The 16430-nt window shown below is 72.0% G+C and carries 17 protein-coding genes; 10 read left to right on the top strand and 7 right to left on the bottom strand.

Going from position 1 to position 16430, the window contains the following annotated elements; genetic code table 11:
- Nucleotides 1-27 precede the first annotated feature (27 nt).
- From DY218_RS07805 to DY218_RS07795, 3 genes are all read left to right on the top strand, one after another.
- A complete protein-coding gene (locus DY218_RS07805; RefSeq protein ID WP_128555178.1) occupies nucleotides 28-1308 on the top strand; it encodes an MFS transporter in 1281 nt (426 codons plus the stop codon).
- Nucleotides 1309-1376: 68 nt separating this feature from the next.
- On the top strand, nucleotides 1377-2765 hold the full coding sequence (locus tag DY218_RS07800; RefSeq protein ID WP_128555177.1) for an aldehyde dehydrogenase family protein: 1389 nt from the start codon (nucleotides 1377-1379) through the stop codon (nucleotides 2763-2765).
- Nucleotides 2766-2821: 56 nt separating this feature from the next.
- Nucleotides 2822-3931 carry a Zn-dependent alcohol dehydrogenase gene (locus DY218_RS07795; RefSeq protein WP_128555176.1) on the top strand — a complete coding sequence of 370 codons (1110 nt, stop codon included), beginning with the start codon at nucleotides 2822-2824 and terminating at the stop codon, nucleotides 3929-3931.
- A 13-nt stretch (nucleotides 3932-3944) separates the two neighbouring features.
- Here the strand turns inward: DY218_RS07795 and DY218_RS07790 are convergent, their stop codons facing one another.
- Nucleotides 3945-4604, bottom strand: a complete 660-nt coding sequence (locus DY218_RS07790; RefSeq protein WP_128555175.1) for a TetR/AcrR family transcriptional regulator — start codon at nucleotides 4602-4604, stop codon at nucleotides 3945-3947.
- Between the two features lie 63 nt (nucleotides 4605-4667).
- Between DY218_RS07790 and DY218_RS07785 the strand changes: the two genes are divergently transcribed.
- Together DY218_RS07785 and DY218_RS07780 are read left to right on the top strand one after the other, a co-directional pair.
- On the top strand, nucleotides 4668-5819 hold the full coding sequence (locus DY218_RS07785) for an acyl-CoA dehydrogenase family protein (protein WP_128555174.1): 1152 nt from the start codon (nucleotides 4668-4670) through the stop codon (nucleotides 5817-5819).
- A gap of 165 nt (nucleotides 5820-5984) precedes the next feature.
- The gene (locus DY218_RS07780) at nucleotides 5985-6602 is read left to right on the top strand and encodes a TetR/AcrR family transcriptional regulator (RefSeq protein WP_128555173.1); all 618 of its coding nucleotides are present in this window, start codon (nucleotides 5985-5987) and stop codon (nucleotides 6600-6602) included.
- A gap of 34 nt (nucleotides 6603-6636) precedes the next feature.
- Here DY218_RS07780 and DY218_RS07775 read toward each other — a convergent pair whose 3' ends face one another.
- Nucleotides 6637-7101: a MaoC family dehydratase gene (locus DY218_RS07775; protein WP_128555172.1), complete on the bottom strand. Its 465-nt coding sequence runs from the start codon at nucleotides 7099-7101 to the stop codon at nucleotides 6637-6639.
- A gap of 118 nt (nucleotides 7102-7219) precedes the next feature.
- Here DY218_RS07775 and soxR point away from each other — a divergent pair, with 118 nt between their 5' ends.
- The gene (soxR, locus tag DY218_RS07770) at nucleotides 7220-7681 is read left to right on the top strand and encodes a redox-sensitive transcriptional activator SoxR (protein WP_128555171.1); all 462 of its coding nucleotides are present in this window, start codon (nucleotides 7220-7222) and stop codon (nucleotides 7679-7681) included.
- Nucleotides 7682-7808: 127 nt separating this feature from the next.
- Nucleotides 7809-8327, top strand: a complete 519-nt coding sequence (locus tag DY218_RS07765; protein ID WP_128555170.1) for a hypothetical protein — start codon at nucleotides 7809-7811, stop codon at nucleotides 8325-8327.
- Here DY218_RS07765 and DY218_RS07760 read toward each other — a convergent pair.
- Together DY218_RS07760 and DY218_RS07755 are read right to left on the bottom strand one after the other, a co-directional pair.
- Nucleotides 8317-8931 carry a hypothetical protein gene (locus DY218_RS07760; protein WP_128555169.1) on the bottom strand — a complete coding sequence of 205 codons (615 nt, stop codon included), beginning with the start codon at nucleotides 8929-8931 and terminating at the stop codon, nucleotides 8317-8319. The genes DY218_RS07765 and DY218_RS07760 overlap by 11 nt on opposite strands.
- A gap of 227 nt (nucleotides 8932-9158) precedes the next feature.
- On the bottom strand, nucleotides 9159-10433 hold the full coding sequence (locus tag DY218_RS07755) for an exo-beta-N-acetylmuramidase NamZ family protein (protein ID WP_128555168.1): 1275 nt from the start codon (nucleotides 10431-10433) through the stop codon (nucleotides 9159-9161).
- Between the two features lie 185 nt (nucleotides 10434-10618).
- Here DY218_RS07755 and DY218_RS07750 point away from each other — a divergent pair, with 185 nt between their 5' ends.
- The 3 genes from DY218_RS07750 to DY218_RS07740 are packed head-to-tail and all read left to right on the top strand — an operon-like array spanning nucleotide 10619 to nucleotide 13713.
- Nucleotides 10619-11434 carry an SDR family oxidoreductase gene (locus tag DY218_RS07750; protein WP_128555167.1) on the top strand — a complete coding sequence of 272 codons (816 nt, stop codon included), beginning with the start codon at nucleotides 10619-10621 and terminating at the stop codon, nucleotides 11432-11434.
- Nucleotides 11380-13089, top strand: coding sequence for an AMP-binding protein (locus DY218_RS07745; RefSeq protein ID WP_407703579.1), 1710 nt, complete (start codon nucleotides 11380-11382; stop codon nucleotides 13087-13089). Before DY218_RS07750 ends, DY218_RS07745 begins: the two co-directional genes overlap by 55 nt.
- A gap of 30 nt (nucleotides 13090-13119) precedes the next feature.
- Nucleotides 13120-13713, top strand: coding sequence for a TetR/AcrR family transcriptional regulator (locus DY218_RS07740; RefSeq protein ID WP_128555165.1), 594 nt, complete (start codon nucleotides 13120-13122; stop codon nucleotides 13711-13713).
- 15 nt (nucleotides 13714-13728) lie between these two features.
- On the opposite strand, the gene DY218_RS07735 is transcribed toward DY218_RS07740, so the two are convergent.
- The 3 genes from DY218_RS07735 to DY218_RS07725 form a co-directional block, all read right to left on the bottom strand.
- Nucleotides 13729-14076 (bottom strand): PAS domain S-box protein, encoded by a 348-nt coding sequence (locus tag DY218_RS07735; RefSeq protein WP_128555164.1) that lies wholly within the window; start codon nucleotides 14074-14076, stop codon nucleotides 13729-13731.
- Between the two features lie 79 nt (nucleotides 14077-14155).
- Nucleotides 14156-15370 carry an acyl-CoA dehydrogenase family protein gene (locus DY218_RS07730; RefSeq protein WP_128555163.1) on the bottom strand — a complete coding sequence of 405 codons (1215 nt, stop codon included), beginning with the start codon at nucleotides 15368-15370 and terminating at the stop codon, nucleotides 14156-14158.
- A 6-nt stretch (nucleotides 15371-15376) separates the two neighbouring features.
- Nucleotides 15377-16399, bottom strand: a complete 1023-nt coding sequence (locus tag DY218_RS07725) for a phosphotransferase family protein (RefSeq protein WP_128555162.1) — start codon at nucleotides 16397-16399, stop codon at nucleotides 15377-15379.
- Between the last annotated feature and the right edge of the window lie 31 nt (nucleotides 16400-16430).

Here is a 16430-nt window from a genome sequence, read left to right as displayed (position 1 = left end):
TTCCAAGAGTCATGAATTCCAAGAGTCATGAGTGACGCGTCCGGGTCCGGCAGGGGCTGGCTGATCCGCCTCGTCATCGCCTTCGGCTTCGCGCAGTCGGCGGTGTCGATGGCGCGGCCCGCCGTCTCCTACCGGGCCCTCGCCCTGGGCGCCGACGAGCGCGCGGTCGGCGTGATCGCCGGCGTCTACGCCCTGCTCCCGCTCTTCGCCGCCGTACCGCTCGGCCGCCGCACCGACCACGGGCGCTGCGCCCCGCTGCTCCCGGTCGGCGTGGTACTCATCTCGGGCGGCTGCGCCCTCAGTGGTGTCGCGGGGTCGCTGCCGGCGATGGCGGCGTTCAGCGGGGTGATGGGGCTCGGCCATCTCTGCTTCGTGATCGGTGCCCAGTCCCTCGTCGCCCGGCAGTCGGCGCCGGAGAGCCAGGACCGCAATTTCGGGCACTTCACCATCGGCGCCTCGCTCGGGCAGCTGATCGGCCCGATCGCCGCGGGACGGCTGATCTCCGCGGACGACGGGCAGTTGGCCAGGACCAGCGCCCTCGCCCTGGTGGTGGCCGCGATCGTCGCCGCCGTCTCGCTCACCTCCACCTGGCGGCTCGAGCACCGGCGCGAGAGCGTGCGGGTGCCGGAGCGCGGCGCCACCGTCCCGGTCGGCGGGATCCTGCGTACCAGAGGAGTGCCGGCGGGCATCTTCATCAGCCTGGCCGTGCTCTCCGCCACCGACATCCTCACCGCCTACCTCCCGGTGGTGGGCGAACACCGCGGCATCGCACCCGCCACCGTCGGACTGCTCCTGAGCCTGCGGGCTGCCGCCACCGTCGCCTGCCGGCTCGTGATGAGCCCGATGATCCGGCTCCTCGGGCGTACGGTCCTGCTCACCGTGAGCTGTCTGCTCGGGGCCCTGCTGTGCGCCGCAGTCGCGCTGCCGCTGCCCATCTGGGCGCTGGGCACCGTACTCGCGCTGCTCGGCTTCTGCCTCGGCGTCGGACAGCCGCTGTCGATGACCACCGTCGTCCAGGCCGCGCCCGCCGGCGCCCGCTCCACGGCCCTGGCCCTGCGGCTGACCGGCAACCGCCTCGGCCAGGTCGCGGCACCCGCGGCGGCCGGCCTGATCGCCGGTGTGGCCGGCCCCGGCGCCCCGTTCCTCACCCTCGGATTCCTGCTGCTCGGCGCGACGGGCCTGAGCCTGCGCGGAGGCAACGGAAAGCCGGGGCACGGCAGTCGGCCGTCGCGCCCCGCAGGACCGGGTGCACAACCGGCGTCCGGTCCGCCGGCCGCCCACCGCGGCACCGAAGGCACTGGCGCCTGAAAACTAACACCGCTAGTTTGACGGGTGTACGTTGGCAGGACCACGCAGCGACGCTCTGGAGGACAGCGATGAAGGCCCATGACGCGATGTACATCGGTGGCGAGTGGCGGGCCGCCGCGGGCCAGGACGTCATCGACGTGGTCAATCCCGTCGACGAGCAGCCGATCGCGACCGTACCGGCAGGCACGGTCGAGGACGTCGACGCGGCCGTACGCGCCGCCCGCGCCGCGCTGCCCGGCTGGTCGGCGACCCCGCCCGCCGAGCGCGGCGCGAAGCTCGGCGCCCTGCGGGACGTGCTCGCCGCCCGCAAGGACGAGATCGCCGAGACCGTCACCGCCGAACTCGGCTCGCCGCTCGGCTTCTCCCAGGCCGTGCACGCGAGTGTGCCGATCGCGGTGGCCGGTTCGTACGCCGAACTCGCCGCCGGCTACGCCTTCGAGGAGCGCATCGGGAACTCCACCGTGCTGCTCGAACCGGTCGGTGTGGTCGGTGCCGTCACGCCCTGGAACTATCCGCTGCACCAGATCGTCGCCAAGGCCGCCCCGGCGCTCGCGGCCGGCTGCACCATGGTGCTCAAGCCCGCCGAGGACACCCCGCTGGTCGCCCAGCTCTTCGCGGAGGCCGTGCACGAGGCCGGGCTGCCGGCCGGGGTGTTCAATCTGGTCACCGGACGTGGCCCGGAGGCCGGGCAGGCGCTCGTCACGCACGAGGACGTCGATCTCGTCTCGTTCACCGGGTCCACGGCGGTCGGCCGCCAGATCGGCGCCTCGGCCGGTGCGGCCGTCAAGCCCGTCGCCCTCGAGCTCGGCGGCAAGTCGGCGAATGTGATCCTGCCGGGCGCCGACCTCGCCAAGGCGGTCAATGTCGGCGTCTCCAACGTGATGGCCAACTCCGGCCAGACCTGCAGCGCCTGGACCCGCATGCTGGTCCACCGCGACAGCTACGACGAGGCCGTCTCGCTCGCCACCACCGCCGCGGCCAAGTACGGCGACCGCATCGGCCCGCTGGTCAACGCCAAGCAGCGCGACCGGGTCCGCGGGTACATCGAGAAGGGCGTGGCCGAGGGCGCCCGGATCGTCGCGGGCGGCGCCGAACCGCCGCACGAGCAGGGCTACTTCGTCAGCCCCACCGTCTTCGCCGACGTCACCGCGGAGATGACGATCGCGCAGGAGGAGATCTTCGGACCGGTCCTGTCCCTCATCGCCTACGAGGACGAGGACGACGCGGTCCGCATCGCCAACGGCACGGTGTACGGCCTCGCGGGCGCCGTCTGGGCCGCCGACGAGGACACGGCCGTGGCCTTCGCCCGCCGCCTGGAGACCGGGCAGGTCGACATCAACGGCGGGCGCTTCAACCCGCTTGCGCCCTTCGGCGGTTACAAGCAGTCGGGTGTGGGGCGCGAGCTCGGCCCGCACGGTCTCGGGGAGTATCTGCAGACCAAGTCGCTGCAGTTCTGACGGCTCCCGTTCCGCATCGCCGCCCGACACCCGCTGCACCCGGAGGTTTCCCGAACATGGTCCGCGCCGCCGTCCTGCCCGCCGTCGGATCTCCGCTGGAGATCACCGAGATCGAGCTGCCCGATCCGGGACCCGGGCAGGTGCGGGTCCGCCTCGCCGCCGCCGGTGTCTGCCACTCCGACCTCTCGCTCGCCGACGGCACCATGCGCGTCCCCACCCCGTGCGTGCTCGGACACGAGGGCGCGGGCACGGTGATCGCCGTGGGAGAGGGCGTCACCTCGGTCCGGCCGGGCGCCGAGGTCATCCTCAACTGGGCGCCGTCCTGCGGGAGTTGCCCGGCGTGCCGGATCGGCGAGGGATGGCTCTGCGACAACGCCCTGGCCGGCGCCGCCTCGGTGTACGCCCATCGCCCCGACGGCACCGAACTGCACCCCGGGCTCAATGTCGCCGCCTTCGCCGAGGAGACGGTCGTCGCGGAGAACTGCCTGCTGCCCGTCCCCGAAGGCATCGATCTCACCGACGCGGCCCTGCTCGGCTGCGCCGTCCTCACCGGCTACGGCGCGGTGCACAACTCGGCGGCCGTACGGGAGGGCGAGTCGGTCGTGGTGTACGGCGTCGGGGGCGTCGGTCTCGCGACCCTGCAGTCCGCACGGATCGCGGGCGCCGGGCCGATCGTCGCGGTCGACGTCTCACCCGGCAAGGAAGCCCTCGCCCGCGCCGCCGGCGCCACGGACTTCGTCCTCGCCTCGGACAAGACGGCCAAGCAGGTACGGGCGTTGACCGACGGACGAGGTGCGGACGTCGCAGTGGAGTGCGTGGGCCGGGCGGAGACCATCCGTACGGCCTGGGAGTCCACGCGGCGCGGCGGCCGTACGACGGTGGTGGGCATCGGGGGCAAGGACCAGCAGGTCACGTTCAACGCACTGGAGCTCTTCCACTGGGGCCGGACCCTGTCCGGCTGCGTCTACGGCAACTGCGATCCCGCCGTCGACCTCCCCGCACTCGCCGAGCACGCCCGGGCGGGCCGCCTCGACCTCCGGTCGTTGGTGACGGACCGGATCGGCCTGTCCGACATCCCCGCGGCCTTCGACGCGATGCGCGGTGCGCGAGGGGGTCGTGCGCTGGTCGAGTTTCAGGCCCCACGATCAAGCCCGTCCGGCGATTGAGGACGAAGGTGCGTCAGCGCCTGGGCCGAGGACGGTCCGGCAGAGCCCGGAACTGCACCTCGAGCCCTGCGAGAATCGCGGAGAGACCCACCTCGAAGGCCCGCTCGTCGACCTTCTCCTGCCGCTCCGCCAGGAGATGCGCCTGCCCCAGGTGCGGATAGTCCGCGGGATCGTACGCCTCCCGGTCGTCGGGGAAGCCGCCCGCGAAGGACCCGAGTGCGGACCCCGTCACGAAGTACCGCATCAGCGCTCCGATCGACGTGGCCTGGGCCGGCGGCCACCCCGCCGCGGTCATCGCCCCGAACACCGCGTCGGCGAGCCGGAGTCCGGCCGGCCGGTGCCCGGGCCCGCGCGCGAGCACCGGCACGATGTGCGGGTGCTCGAGCAGCGCCGCCCGGTACGAGACCGCCCAGTCGTGCAGGGCGGTACGCCAGTCCCGTCCGTCCTCCGGATCGAACATCGACAGGTCGACCTGCGCACTGACCGAGTCCGCGACCGCCTCCAGGATCTGGTCCTTGGTGCGGAAGTGGTTGTACAGCGAGGGCCCGCTGACCCCGAGCTCCGCAGCGAGGCGCCGCGTGGACACCGCGGCCAGACCCTCCGCGTCCACCAGGGCGGCGGCCGTCGCAACGATGCGTTCCGTACTCAGGAGGGGCTTGCGCGGTCGGGCCATGCGGCTCATAGTAGGCCCTCCGAGCCTAAAACTAGCAGTGTTAATTAAAGGTGGGTGGACCCGGTGAACCTGGAGCTCAGTGCGGAGCAGACCGCCGTCAGGCAGCTCGCCCGCGACTTCGTGACGCGCGAGATCGCGCCGCACGTCCGGGACTGGGACCGGGCCGAGAGCGTCGACCGCGCGGTCGTCGGCAAGCTCGGCGAGCTCGGCTTCCTCGGCCTCACCGTCGACGAGAAGTACGGCGGCTCCGGCGGCGACCACCTCGCGTACTGCCTGGTGACCGAGGAGCTCGGCCGCGGCGACTCCTCGGTGCGCGGCATCGTCTCCGTCTCGCTGGGTCTGGTGGCCAAGACGGTCGCCGCCTGGGGGAGCGAGGAGCAGAAGCAGCAGTGGCTGCCGCGGCTCACCTCCGGCGCCGCCCTCGGCTGCTTCGGCCTCACCGAACCGGGCACCGGCTCGGACGCGGGCAATCTGGCGACCCGGGCGGTCCGGGACGGCGGCGACTACCTGGTCACCGGCACCAAGACCTTCATCACGAACGGCACTTGGGCCGACGTGGTGCTGCTGTTCGCCCGGACCGGCGAGGAGAGCGGCCACCGGGGCGTGTCCGCGTTCCTGATCCCCACCGACAGTCCCGGCCTGAGCCGCCGCACCATCCACGGCAAGCTCGGCCTGCGCGGCCAGGCCACCGCCGAACTGGTCCTCGAGGACGTACGGGTACCCGCGGGCGCCATGCTCGGGCCCGCGGGCAAGGGCTTCTCGGTGGCGATGTCCGCACTCGCCAAGGGGAGGATGTCGGTCGCGGCCGGCTGTGTCGGCATCGCCCGGGCGGCCCTGGACGCGGCCGTCGGCTACGCGGGCGAGCGCGAGCAGTTCGGCAAGCCGATCGCGAGCCACCAGCTGGTGCAGGAGCTGATCAGCGACATGGCCGTGGACGTGGACGCGGCCCGGCTGCTGACCTGGCGGGTGGCGGATCTGATCGACCGCGGCCGGCCGTTCGCCACCGAGTCGTCCAAGGCCAAGCTGTTCGCCTCCGAGGCCGCGGTCCGCGCGGCGAACAACGCGATCCAGGTGTTCGGCGGCTACGGCTACATCGACGAGTATCCGGTGGGCAAACTCCTGCGCGACGCCCGTGTGATGACCCTGTACGAGGGCACGAGTCAGATCCAGAAGCTGGTCATCGGCCGGGCCCTCACCGGCGTCTCCGCCTTCTGACCCGGGGCCGCCCGGCGGGTCCGTCCCGTACCGCCCACGACGCTCCCCGAGCGCTCCCTAAGCGCTTGCTCAGCGATGGGGGTAGGGTGCTGTCCTGCCGGAAGGGCGGCGGGGTGTCCCGCCGTGCCGCCGGCCACACCTGTGGACGTGGCGAGAGGGGCGACGATGGACGCGGCGGAGCCGACCGAGGGCGCTGCTTGGGACGAGGTCACCCCTGACGCGGCCAGGCGACTCCTGATCGCGGCGGTGGAGGCCTTCGCCGAGCAGGGCTATCACGCGACGACCACCCGGGACATCGCGGGCCGCGCCGGGATGAGCCCGGCCGCGCTCTACATCCACTACAAGACCAAGGAAGAGCTGCTGCACCGCATCAGCCGCCTCGGTCACGAGAAGGCCGTCCGGATCCTGCAGGCGGCGGCGGACGCCGAGGGCAGTGCCGCCGAACGCCTCGCCCGCGCCGTCCGCAGCTTCGTGGTCTGGCACGCGGAGCACCACACCACGGCCCGCGTCGTCCAGTACGAGCTGGACGCGCTCGGCCCCGAGCACCGTGCGGAGGTCGTGGACCTGCGCCGGCAGTGCGACGCCGCGGTCCGCCGGATCCTGCTCGACGGCGTCCGGGACGGCGAGTTCGACGTACCCGACGTGCCCGGCACCACGCTCGCCGTGATGTCCCTCTGCATCGACGTGGCCCGCTGGTTCAACGCCGCGGGCCGTCGCACACCGGACGAGGTCGGCGTGCTGTACGCCGACCTCGTCAACAGGATGGTGCGGTCCGGGGCGTAGGTGGGGTGTCTCCCCGAGGCCTTTCGGCAGCCGCTCAGAAGTAGAAGCGCGACACCGACTCGGCGACACAGGCCGGCTTGTCGGCGCCCTCGCGCTCGACGGTCACCGTGGTGGTCAGCTGGACGCCGCCGTCGGACGTCCTGGCGACCTCCTTCAGTACGCCCGAGGCGCGCACCCGGGAGCCGACCGGCACCGGCGAGGGGAAACGCACCTTGTTGGTGCCGTAGTTGAGACCCATCCGTACGTTCTCGACGGACAGGATCTGCGGGACCAGGGCCGGCAGCAGCGACAGGGTGAGATAGCCGTGCGCGATGGTGGTGCCGAAGGGGCCGGCCGCGGCCTTCTCGGGATCGACATGGATCCACTGGTGGTCGCCGGTGGCCTCGGCGAAGCGGTCGATCCGCTGCTGGTCGATCTCCAGCCAGTCGCTGGTGCCCAGCTGCTCGCCGACGGCCGCCTCGAGCTCGTCGGCGGAGGTGAAGATCCTTGGCTCTGCCATGTTCGGTGCCTCCCGGAGATTCATTTCTAAGCGCTTGCTCAGCATGGTCGCGGCGCGGTCGGCTGTCAACGGAAGGCCCGAGGTCGCACCTGCCCTCGCCCCGATTAGCCTTGCAGGGGTGCCGCAGATTCCAGAGAAGATCCATGAGCTCACCGTCGGCCAGCTGTCGGCCCGCAGCGGTGCGGCCGTCTCCGCCCTGCACTTCTACGAGTCCAAGGGCCTCATCAGCAGCCGCCGCACCACCGGCAATCAGCGCCGGTACAGCCGCGACGCCCTGCGCCGGGTCGCCTTCGTACGCGCCGCCCAGCGGGTCGGCATCCCGCTCGCCACCATCCGGGACGCCCTCGCCGAACTGCCCGAGGAGCGCACCCCCAACCGCGCGGACTGGGCCCGCCTCTCCGAGGCCTGGCGCTCCGAACTCGACGCGCGCATCAAGCAGTTGGGCCGTCTCCGCGACCATCTGACCGACTGCATCGGCTGCGGCTGTCTCTCGCTCGAGACCTGCGTCCTGTCGAATCCGGACGACGTCTTCGGCCAGGAGCTCACCGGCTCCCGCCTCTACGCCGAGCGCCGTTCCTGACCAACGGCGGCCGGTGCGCGGACTGTTGGGCGCCCCGCGTGCGGGGTACGGGCCAGGGGCGACGCCGTACGCGTCGGGAGCGGCCCGTGGGACGCGGGCCGCTCGAGCGACACCGTGAGGAGCGCCGATGGGACTCGCCATCTGTTCACTGAAGTGGGACGTCGAGCAGTCACCGCCGCAGAACATCGACTACGACAGCGACGGTTATCACCTCGTGCGGTTCCCCTACGAGCAGGACGAGGAGTCGTACGACCCCTGGAAGATGCACGATCCCGCGCAGGGCGGCGGCGATCCGTCCGAGTTCCCCGACGGCCGCTCTGGGCTCATCTGGCCGAGCCACGAGGGCTGGGGCGTGCTGTCGGCGATGGTCTTCTGGGAGCCGGACAGCAGGCCGAGCGAGTACCGGGCGCGTTTCGTCCGCGACCCGCTGGACGCGGGGTCCGGGTACGACTCGACGGCCACCACCGACTCCGCGCCGACCGGTGGTGGCCAGTACCGCAGTTATGTCTGGCAGATGTTCGTGCACAAGGGAGTGCCGCTCGGCCTCAAGGTCTCCGCCCGCGGACGGGCGGACGCGAAGATCGCGACGCCGCTGATGCACGCCCAGTTCAAGCTGGCGATCCACACGGACGTGCTCACGCCGTGACCAGCGCGCGGCCCGCGGGTGCGGACTGCCGGGCCCGGATCAGGGCCGCGGGCGCGAGTACGGGCTGCGGCACCAGGATGCCGCAGCCCGTGCAGACCGGACCGGCCCAGGGCTCGTGACCGAGGTCGGGGTTCCAGGTGATGTCCGCGTCCGAGCAGACCGGGCAGTGGGTGCCAGGCTCCCGCTCCAGGGCCGCGATCAGTTTGCGCAGGACGTCGGCGAGCGGCTCGGCGGGGTGGGTGTGCGGGTCGTCGCACCAGGCGATCCCGCAGCCACCCCAGGTGCAGCGGTGCCAGTGGTCCACGGTGCCGGGCCGGCGAAGGCCGTGGTGCTTCTCGCGCCTGCGGCGGTCGGCGAACTCCGCCTCGTAGCCGAGCCACACGGCCCGGGCCTCCTCCAGCTCGTCGAGCGCCGCGACCAGGCGGGCGGGCTCGGGAGCGCGGTCCTCGGGGCCGAACCCGGCCCGGGCGCACAGGTGGTCCCAGGTGGCCCGGTGGCCGTAGGGGGCGAAGCGTTCCAGGCATTTGCGCAGCGAATACCGCCGCAGTGCCAGGTCGTTGTGAGGGTCACGAACCTGTCTCGCCAGGCTGCGGAAACCGGCCATGGCAACGCACCTCCTTGAGCGGGCTGTCTCGCGTCGACGCAACGGCGTCGAGCCTTCGACGTACGCCGGCCTCATCCGGCTCCATCGGTTCGCCATCGGATTTCGAACGGCAGCCGTCATCGGGCCGGAAGGCGCCCACCAGGTCCCTCGCACCGCTGATCCGCACGGCCGCGGGGCCCGCCCGGACAACTCCGGGCGGGCCCCGTCCGCGTACGACAGCCGTGTGATCAGCGGTACTTGAGGTACTTCCGCCGCACCGCACGGAAGTCCGCGAGCTCGTCCTGCCAGCCGGCCACCACCTCGTCGGTGTCCGCGCCCGCGTCGATCATGGTGCGCACCCGGGTGGAGCCGGTCAGCTTGTCGATCCAGTTGTCGTCGCGCCAGGCGAATCCGCTCCAGGCCTGCTTGGCGGTGATCAGCAGCGCGATCCCGGTCCGTACCGGGTCGAAGACCTCACGGTCGTACACATGGATCTGCACCCCGCCGACCGTCTTGCCCTCGAACTTCGAGAAGGTCGGCTCGAAGTAGGCCTCGCGGAAGTCGACGCCGGGCAGCTCCTCGCGGTTCGCGAGCTCGGCCCAGCCGCGGTCGATGCCCTCGGCGCCCAGCAGCTCGAACGGCCGGGTGGTGCCACGGCCCTCGGAGAGGTTGGTGCCCTCGAACAGGCAGGTGCCGGAATACACCACCGCGGTCTCCGGCGTGGGCATGTTCGGGCTCGGCGGCACCCAGGGAAGGCCCGACGCGTCGTAGAAGTCGTCGCGCCGCCAGCCCGACATCCACACCGTCTCGAGTTCCACGGGCCGCTCCAGGAACTCACCGTTGAACAGCAGCGCCAGCTCCGCCACGGTCATCCCGTGCGCCTGCGAGATGGGCTCGCGCCCGACGAACGTGGCGAACTCCTTGTGCAGCACAGGGCCGAGCGCTGCCCGCCCGGTCACCGGATTCGGCCGGTCGAGCACCACGAACGGCAGCCCGGCGAGCTCCGCCGCCTCCATGCAGTCGTAGAGCGTCCAGATGTACGTGTAGAACCGGGCGCCCGCGTCCTGGATGTCGAAGACGACGGTCTCCACTCCGGACTCGGTGAAGATGTCCGCGAGATCCTGCCCGCTCGTCTGGTACGTGTCGTAGACGGGCAGGCCGGTCGCCGGGTCGTCGTAGCGCCCCTCGGAGCCGCCCGCCTGTGCGGTGCCGCGGAAACCGTGCTCGGGGCCGAACACGGCGGTCAGCTCGATCCGTTCGTCGGCGTGCATCACGTCCACGATGTGCTGCACGCCGCCGCTGCCGGGGCCGCCGCGGGTCACGCCGGTCGGGTTGGTCACGATGCCGACGCTCCGACCGTCGAGCAGCCGGTAGCCGTCGGCGGCCAGCCGCTCGTAACCGGTGCGCAGCCGGCGTCCGCCGCCGTGGCCCCGGTCCGCCGCTGCCGCAGGGGCGGCGGCCATCGCGCCGGCTGCCGCGGTGGCCGTGGTGGCGGCGAGCAGGCCCCGTCTGGACAGGTTCATGAAGTGCCCTCCCTGGTTCCGAAGTGACTGGAGCGATCTCGAGGTGACATGAGCACGCACGCTAGCCGCCGGGTGCCGTGCGGGGAACGAACTGGACGGGACGCGGTCGGGACGACCCCTTCCCGGAAGACATACCGACTGGTTAGTCTGCGACTCTCGGGCCGCCTGACAACTTACGGAGATCGATGAGTACCTCGCACTCGCAGGAGAACCAGCCGCCGTACGCTCCGTACCTCGCAGACGCCCTGCAGGGCAAGGGAGTTGTCGTCACCGGAGCGGGCGGCGGCATCGGCGCGGCCCTCGCCCGCAGGTTCGCCGCCGAGGGCGCCCGCGTCGTGGTCAACGATCTGGACGGGGACCGCGCCAAGTCCGTCGCGGACGAGATCGGTGCCGTGGCCGTGCCCGGCGACGCATCCGCGATCGTGCCCGCTGCCGTGGCCGCACTCGACGGCACGGTCGACGTCTACTGCGCGAACGCCGGCGTGGCATCCGGCGGCACCGAGGCGGCCGAGGAGGAGGTCTGGGAGACGGCCTGGGACGTCAATGTGATGGCCCACGTCAGAGCGGCCCGCGCCCTGCTGCCCGGCTGGCTGGAGCGGGGCGGGGGCCGGTTCGTCTCCACCGTCTCGGCGGCCGGGCTGCTCACCATGGTCGGCGCCGCGCCCTACTCGGTCACCAAGCACGGCGCGTACGCCTTCGCCGAATGGCTCTCGCTCACCTACCGCCACCGTGGCCTGAAGGTGCACGCCATCTGCCCCCAGGGCGTACGCACCGACATGCTCACCGCCTCCGGCACGGCCGGTGAACTGGTGCTCGCGCCGACCGCGATCGAGCCCGAGGACGTGGCGGACGCTCTCTTCGCCGGGATCGCCGAGGACCGCTTCCTGATCCTGCCGCACCCCGAGGTCGGCCCGTACTACCAGGCCCGCGCGGCCGAACCGGACCGATGGCTCGGCGGGATGAACCGCATCCAGCGCAAGTGGGAGGAGACGGCACGGTGACCGGCACGACGACATACCGCGACCAGCCCTGGCTCGCCCTCCTCAGCGAGCAGCAGCGCCGGCCGGTCGACCCGCCGCCGACCGTGGTCCGCGCCTTCCGCGCCGCGGCCGCCGAGACCCCGGAACACACCGCGCTCGCCTACTTCGACGGCCGGCTGAGCTACGCGGAGACCGACCGGCTCTCCGATGCCGTGGCCGGCCACCTCGCCGCACGCGGCCTGGAGCGCGGCGACCGGGTCGCGATCATGCTGCAGAACTCCCCGCACTTCGTGCTCGCCCTGCTCGGCGCCTGGAAGGCGGGCGCCGTCGTCGTCCCGGTCAACCCGATGTACAAGTCGGCCGAGGTGCGGCACGTCCTCGACGACGCCGAGGTCACCGTCCTGATCTGCGCGGACCGGGCCTGGGAGGGCTATCTGCGGGAGACGGCCGCGGGCTCCTCCGTACGCCTGGTCCTCACCGCCTGCGAACGCGATCTGCAGACCCGGGACGACCCGCGGGTGCTCGGCTTCGAGCGGCTGCCGGTGGCCGACGACGCCGCGGACCTGCTCGCCGTCGCCCGCGCGGACCTGCCGGCGCCCGCCGAGCGCGAGCCCGCCGCCGACGACATCGCCCTGATCAGCTACACCTCCGGCACCAGCGGCACCCCCAAGGGCGCCACCAATCCGCACGGCGCCATCACCTACAACGCCGAACGCCAGCGCACCGGGCACCCGATACCGGCCGGCTCGCCGTACTTCGCGCTCGCGCCGCTCTTCCACATCACCGGCATGGTCTGCGAGCTCGCCGCCTGTTTCGCCAACGCCGGAACCCTCGTCCTCGCCTACCGTTTCGAGCCCGGCGTGGTGCTCGACGCCTTCGCCGAGCACCGGCCGGCCTACACCGTCGGCCCGTCCACCGCGTTCATGGCGCTCGCCGCGCACCCGGGCGCCACCCGCGAGCACTTCGCCTCCTTCCAGGTCATCTCCTCCGGCGGTGCTCCGGTGCCGCCCGCCCTGGTCGAGAAGTTCCGGACCGGCTTCGGGCCCACACTGCACAACGGCTACGGGCTCACCGAGTGCACCGCGCCCTGCGCCTCCGTACCGCCGCAGCACGAGGCACCCGTGGACCCGGAGTCCGGCACGCTGTCCGTCGGGGTCCCCGGCCCGGACACCGTCGTACGGATCATCGACGACCAGGGGCGGGACGTGCCGATCGGCGAGCACGGCGAGATCGCGGTGCGCGGACCGCAGGTCGTGCCCGGCTACTGGCGCCGCCCGGAGGCCACCGCCGAGGGCTTCCCGGACGGTGAACTGCGCACCGGCGACATCGGGTTCATGGACCGCGACGGCTGGCTGTACGTCGTCGACCGCAAGAAGGACATGATCAACGCCTCCGGCTTCAAGGTCTGGCCGCGGGAGGTGGAGGACGTCCTGTACACCCACCCCGCGGTCCGCGAGGCCGCGGTGGTCGGCGTGCCCGACGCCTACCGCGGCGAGTCGGTCCGCGCGTATGTCAGCCTGCGGCCGGACGCCGCCGCGGACCCCGCCGAACTGGCCGCGTACTGCAAGGACAGACTCGCCGCCTACAAGTACCCGCGGGAAGTCGAGGTCCTGCCGGAACTGCCCAAGACGGCAAGTGGGAAGATCCTCCGGCGGGAACTGCGTTCCCGCCCATAGAGTCCAGTTCACGAAAGGCAGGTGGCGGCAGTGCCAAGGACGACGGACGGGGACACGTTGCCCGTACCGCAGCGGCTCCTGGCGGCCGCCACCCGGCTCTTCGCCGAGCAGGGGTACGACCGGACCTCGGTCCAGGAGATCGTGGAGGCCGCGGGCGTCACCAAGGGCGCCCTCTACCACTACTTCGGCTCCAAGGACGACCTGCTGCACGAGGTCTACGCCCGGCTGCTGCGGCTGCAGCAGGAGCGCCTCGACGCGGTCGCGGTCTCCGACGAGCCGGTCGAGACCCGGCTGCGCAACGCGGCCGCGGACGTCGTCGTCACCACCATCGACAATCTGGACGACGCATCGATCTTCTTCCGCTCGATGCACCAGCTGAGCCCCGAGAAGAACAAGCAGGTGCGGGCCGAGCGCCGCAGGTACCACGAACGCTTCCGCGCCCTCGTCGAGGAGGGCCAGCGCTCGGGCGTCTTCTCGGACGCGACCCCCGCCGATCTGGTGGTCGACTACCACTTCGGCTCGGTCCACCACCTGTCGACCTGGTACCGCCCAGACGGCCCGCTCACCCCGCGCGAGGTCGCCGACCACCTCGCGGACCTGCTGCTGCGCGCCCTGCGGCCCTGAGCGCACCGACCCGTATCAGCCGAAGGGCGCGACGCCCGTACTGCCCTCGCCGGCGTACACGGCCGTCGCGCCCAGCGCCGTGCCCAGACCGTCGCTGACGACGAGCAGCCGGCCGGCGTACGTCCGCACCTCGCCGTCGGCGCACAGCACGGGCAGGTCCGCCGCGAGGTCCTTGACCTCGGGGTGCGCCATGGCCCGGTGGAAGCCGGCCCAGTGTGCCTCCCGGAGATGCTCGGGCACGACGAGGTCCAGGCTTCGGCCGAGCGCCACCTCGGCGCGGTGGCCGAACAGCCGTACCGCGCCCTCGTCCCAGTACCGGATCCGGCCCTGAGTGTCGGCACCGATCACCGCGTGGAAGACCATGGCCCCAGTCCAGCACGCGGAGCGGGGCCGGGCGAGCCGAAGGGGGCGCGCACCGCGGTGCGCGCCCCCTCTCGCTTCCTCACAGGTACTTCTTCAACTCCCGCCGCGCAAGCGAGCGCTGATGCACCTCGTCCGGACCGTCGGCGAGCATCAGGGTGCGGGCCCCGGCCCACAGCTCGGCCAGCGGGAAGTCCTGGCTGACGCCGCCCGCGCCGTGCAGCTGCACCGCGCGGTCGATGATGTCCACCACGGTGCGCGGAGTCGCGATCTTGATCGCCTGGATCTCGGTGTGCGCACCGCGGTTGCCCACCGTGTCCATCAGCCAGGCCGTCTTCAGGACGAGCAGCCGCAGCTGCTCCACCGCCACCCGGGCGTCCGCGATCCACTGCTGCACGGCGCCCTGCTGGGCGAGCGGCTTGCCGAACGCGGTGCGCGTCACGGCGCGCCGGCACATCAGCTCGATGGCCCGCTCCGCCATCCCGATCAGGCGCATGCAGTGGTGGATGCGGCCCGGGCCGAGCCGTGCCTGGGCGATCGCGAAGCCGCCGCCCTCCTCGCCGATCAGGTTCGTCGCGGGTACGCGCACCCGGTCGAAGACGACCTCCGCGTGCCCGCCGTGCCAGTGGTCCTCGTACCCGTACACCTGCATGGCACGGCGTACCTCCAGGCCCGGGGTGTCGCGCGGGACCAGGATCATCGACTGCTGGCGGCGGATGTCCGAGCCCTCGGGGTCGGTCTTGCCCATCACGATGAAGATCCTGCAATTCGGGTTCATCGCACCGGAGATGTACCACTTGCGGCCGGTGATCACATAGCTGTCGCCGTCCCGCTCGATCCGCGTCTCGATGTTCGTCGCGTCCGACGAGGCCACCTCGGGCTCGGTCATCGCGAACGCCGAGCGGATCTCGCCCTCGAGCAGCGGCTTCAGCCAGTCCGCCTGTTGCTGCGGGGAGCCGAACTGGGCGAGCACCTCCATGTTCCCGGTGTCCGGGGCTGCGCAGTTCAGTGCCGTGGGCGCCAACTGCGGGCTGCGGCCGGTGATTTCGGCCAGCGGCGCGTACTGCAGATTGGTCAGCCCGGCACCGTGCTCGCTGTCCGGCAGGAAGAGGTTCCACAGACCCCGCCGGCGCGCCTCGGCCTTCAACTCCTGCACCACGGGCGGCGTCTGCCACGGCGAGTCGAGCTTCGCGTGCTGCTCCGCCATGACGGCCTGCGCCGGGTACACGTGCTCGTCCATGAAGGCGAGCAGCTTCTCGCGGAGTTCCTGTGTCGTCGCGTCGTATCCGAAGTCCATGGCGCGTCAGCCTTCCTGCAGAGTCGTGAGGCCGTGCTCGATGAAGACCGGGACGAGCTCGCCGATGCGGTCGAAGCCCGCGCCGACGGTCTGGCCCAGGGTGTACCGGTAGTGGATGCCCTCGAGGATCACGGCGAGCTTGAACCAGGCGAAGGCCGTGTACCAGGAGACGGCGGACACATCACGCCCCGAGCGCGCGGCGTACCGCTCGATCAGCTCCGCCGGGGCGGGGTGGCCGGGCGCCGAAGCCGTCGTGTTGATGGGGGAGTCGGCCACCTGGAGCTCGGCGCTGTACATCACGAGCAGACCGAGGTCGGTGAGCGGGTCGCCGAGCGTGGACATCTCCCAGTCGAGGACGGCGCGGATGTTCTGCTCCTCGTCCGTCAGGACGTTGTCGAGGCGGAAGTCGCCGTGCACCACGGTCGGTGCGGGGGAGCGGGGCAGCTCACGGCCGAGCGCGGCGTGCAGCTCGTCGATCCCCGCGAGCTCGCGGTTGCGCGAGGCGTCCAGCTGCTTGCCCCAGCGCCGCAGCTGCCGGTCGAGGAAGCCCTCGGGCCGCCCGAAGTCGGCGAGCCCCGCCTCGGCGGGGTCGACCGCATGCAGCTCCACCAAGGTGTCGACCAGGGCGAGCACGGCCTCCCGGGTGCGCTCCGGCCCGATGGCCGTCAGCTGCTCCGCGGTGCGGTACGGGGTCCCGTCCACGAACTCCATGACGTAGAACGGCGCCCCGGTCACCTCCTCGTCCTCGCACAGCAGCAGCGTCCGGGGCACCGGCACCGCCGTCGGGTGCAGCGCGCTGATCACCCGGTGCTCGCGCTTCATGTCGTGCGCCGTGGCGAGTACATGGCCGAGCGGCGGCCTGCGCACCACCCACCGCTCGGTGCCGTCGGTGACCGCGTACGTCAGATTCGACCGGCCGCCCTCGATCAGCCGGCCGTCGAGCGGGCCGCGGACCAGACCGGGCAGCTCGCGGTCCAGATAGCCGCGCAGCCGGTCGAGATCGAGGCCTGGGGGCTGGTCTGCGGTCATGCGGTGGCTCCTCGGGTAGGGACTCTCCAGA

This window comes from Streptomyces triticagri, from assembly GCF_003429565.1.
GTDB lineage: Bacteria > Actinomycetota > Actinomycetes > Streptomycetales > Streptomycetaceae > Streptomyces > Streptomyces triticagri.
This window is presented reverse-complemented; position numbering and strand designations above follow the sequence as displayed.

What these genes read in the sequence shown, in the direction of transcription:
- DY218_RS07730 (WP_128555163.1), bottom strand. Translation starts at nt 15,370, where the DNA reads ATGGACTTCGGATACGACGCGACGACACAGGAACTCCGCGAGAAGCTG.
- DY218_RS07795 (WP_128555176.1), top strand. Translation starts at nt 2,822, where the DNA reads ATGGTCCGCGCCGCCGTCCTGCCCGCCGTCGGATCTCCGCTGGAGATC.
- DY218_RS07750 (WP_128555167.1), top strand. Translation starts at nt 10,619, where the DNA reads ATGAGTACCTCGCACTCGCAGGAGAACCAGCCGCCGTACGCTCCGTAC.
- DY218_RS07805 (WP_128555178.1), top strand. Translation starts at nt 28, where the DNA reads ATGAGTGACGCGTCCGGGTCCGGCAGGGGCTGGCTGATCCGCCTCGTC.
- DY218_RS07780 (WP_128555173.1), top strand. Translation starts at nt 5,985, where the DNA reads ATGGACGCGGCGGAGCCGACCGAGGGCGCTGCTTGGGACGAGGTCACC.
- DY218_RS07775 (WP_128555172.1), bottom strand. Translation starts at nt 7,101, where the DNA reads ATGGCAGAGCCAAGGATCTTCACCTCCGCCGACGAGCTCGAGGCGGCC.
- DY218_RS07790 (WP_128555175.1), bottom strand. Translation starts at nt 4,604, where the DNA reads ATGGCCCGACCGCGCAAGCCCCTCCTGAGTACGGAACGCATCGTTGCG.
- DY218_RS07760 (WP_128555169.1), bottom strand. Translation starts at nt 8,931, where the DNA reads ATGGCCGGTTTCCGCAGCCTGGCGAGACAGGTTCGTGACCCTCACAAC.
- DY218_RS07745 (WP_407703579.1), top strand. Translation starts at nt 11,380, where the DNA reads ATGGCTCGGCGGGATGAACCGCATCCAGCGCAAGTGGGAGGAGACGGC.
- DY218_RS07735 (WP_128555164.1), bottom strand. Translation starts at nt 14,076, where the DNA reads ATGGTCTTCCACGCGGTGATCGGTGCCGACACTCAGGGCCGGATCCGG.
- DY218_RS07800 (WP_128555177.1), top strand. Translation starts at nt 1,377, where the DNA reads ATGAAGGCCCATGACGCGATGTACATCGGTGGCGAGTGGCGGGCCGCC.
- DY218_RS07755 (WP_128555168.1), bottom strand. Translation starts at nt 10,433, where the DNA reads ATGAACCTGTCCAGACGGGGCCTGCTCGCCGCCACCACGGCCACCGCG.
- DY218_RS07725 (WP_128555162.1), bottom strand. Translation starts at nt 16,399, where the DNA reads ATGACCGCAGACCAGCCCCCAGGCCTCGATCTCGACCGGCTGCGCGGC.
- DY218_RS07765 (WP_128555170.1), top strand. Translation starts at nt 7,809, where the DNA reads ATGGGACTCGCCATCTGTTCACTGAAGTGGGACGTCGAGCAGTCACCG.